The organism is Streptomyces sp. XM83C, assembly GCF_023072675.1.
Taxonomy (GTDB): domain Bacteria; phylum Actinomycetota; class Actinomycetes; order Streptomycetales; family Streptomycetaceae; genus Streptomyces; species Streptomyces thermocoprophilus.
The window spans coordinates 1-1511 of record NZ_JALLGL010000556.1; the positions used below are offsets into that span (position 1 = coordinate 1).

Sequence of the window (1511 nt, forward strand, 5' to 3'; positions counted from 1 at the left end):
GCCATCAGGGACTTGGCCTCCTCGTAGGTGTCGAGGGCGCGGGCGTAGTCGGCGCGCATCGCATCGTCGGCGCCGGGTTCGCCGGTACGGCTTCCGGGGACCGGACGGGTTCCCGCGCTTCGACGGGACTCGTGCCCGCGGGCTTCGGCACGCCGGCTCGGCGCCGCTCACCCACGGGCGGGTGGCGCCGCCGCAACCACCCGCCCGCACCGGCAAGCCGCCGCAGGCCTTCAGGGGCGCGGCACACTGCGCGCCCGGCCCCGCCGGCCCGCGGTGAACGACGAAACCTCACGCACCTTCCGCGGCGGCGGCCGTACGCGTCCCGTCAGGCCTGGCGGACGGCCGAGATGTCGAAGTTCAGCTTGATCTTGTCGGAGACCAGCACACCGCCCGTCTCCAGCGCGGCGTTCCAGGTCAGGCCCCAGTCGGAGCGCAGGATCTCGGCCTTTCCCTCGAAGCCGACGCGCTCGTTGCCGAACGGGTCCTTCGCGGCGCCGTTGAACTCCAGGTCGATGGTGACGGGGCGGGTGGTGCCGAGGATCGTCAGGTCGCCGGTGATGCGGTAGTCGTCGCCGCCCAGCGCCTCCGCCGAGGTGGAGCGGAAGGTCATCGTCGGGAACTCGTCCGTGCGGAAGAAGTCGGCGCTCTTCAGGTGGCCGTCACGGTCGGCGGAGCCGGTGTCGATGCTGTCCATCTTGACGTCGAGGGACGCCGTGGAGCGGGACGGGTCGGTGCCGTCGAGGGACAGCGAGCCGCTGAAGTCGAGGAACTTGCCCTTGACGTTGGTCACCATCGCGTGCCGCGCGGTGAAGCCGAGCGTGGAGTGGGCCGCGTCGATCGTGTAGTCGCCGGTGAGGGCGGCCAGTTCGGGGCTGACGGGGAGGGCGGTTTCGGCAGCGGAGGGTGCGGTGTCGGTGGTGGTCTCGGCGGTCTCGGTGTTCTTGCGGCCGAAGATGCCCATGAAGTGCTCCTTGGGGACGAGAGGAATTCTTGTTGAAGATTCAATCAGTGTGCACTCTCGACCGTAGACTCATTCCGTTCAACTTTCAACCTCTAGGTCGCGTGTCGGCGCGCTTTCGGCCACCGTTACGCTCGGACGGGCCCCGCCGCGCGAACCGGCGTCACTCTGTCGGCGGTATGCCTTCCTCCGTGTCCGGCCCTCACCCTCTTTGTGGAACCCCCACAACGCAGAGCCCCCCGCAGCAGTCGGAAAGCCTGCACCCCGCGATGGTTCTGTTCAGGGGTACCAGGAAAACGCGCCCGAGACTGTACGGAGTCGACGGCTCGCTTTCCTCGGCATGCTTCGTAAGGTCGCTACATGACCGTTTTGGAAGAGACGACGGGTGAGCCGACCGGTGAGCCGACGGACGCGCGCGGGCGGGTGGCCGAGCTGCGCGAGATCCGTGCGCAGGCGCTGGCCGGCCCGAGCGAGAAGGCGACCCAGGCGCAGCACGCGAAGGGCAAGCTGACCGCACGGGAGCGCATCGAGCTGCTCCTGGACCCGGGTTCCT

1 protein-coding gene and 1 pseudogene are annotated in these 1511 nt (G+C 69.2%); one reads left to right on the forward strand and one right to left on the reverse strand.

What is annotated here, in order from left to right:
* Positions 1 to 325: 325 nt before the first annotated feature.
* A complete protein-coding gene (locus MTQ10_RS30305) occupies positions 326 to 961 on the reverse strand; it encodes a YceI family protein (RefSeq protein WP_247473861.1) in 636 nt (211 codons plus the stop codon).
* Positions 962 to 1318: 357 nt separating this feature from the next.
* Between MTQ10_RS30305 and MTQ10_RS30310 the strand changes: the two are divergent.
* Positions 1319 to 1511 (forward strand): annotated as a pseudogene (locus tag MTQ10_RS30310) (methylmalonyl-CoA carboxyltransferase); the annotation flags it as partial.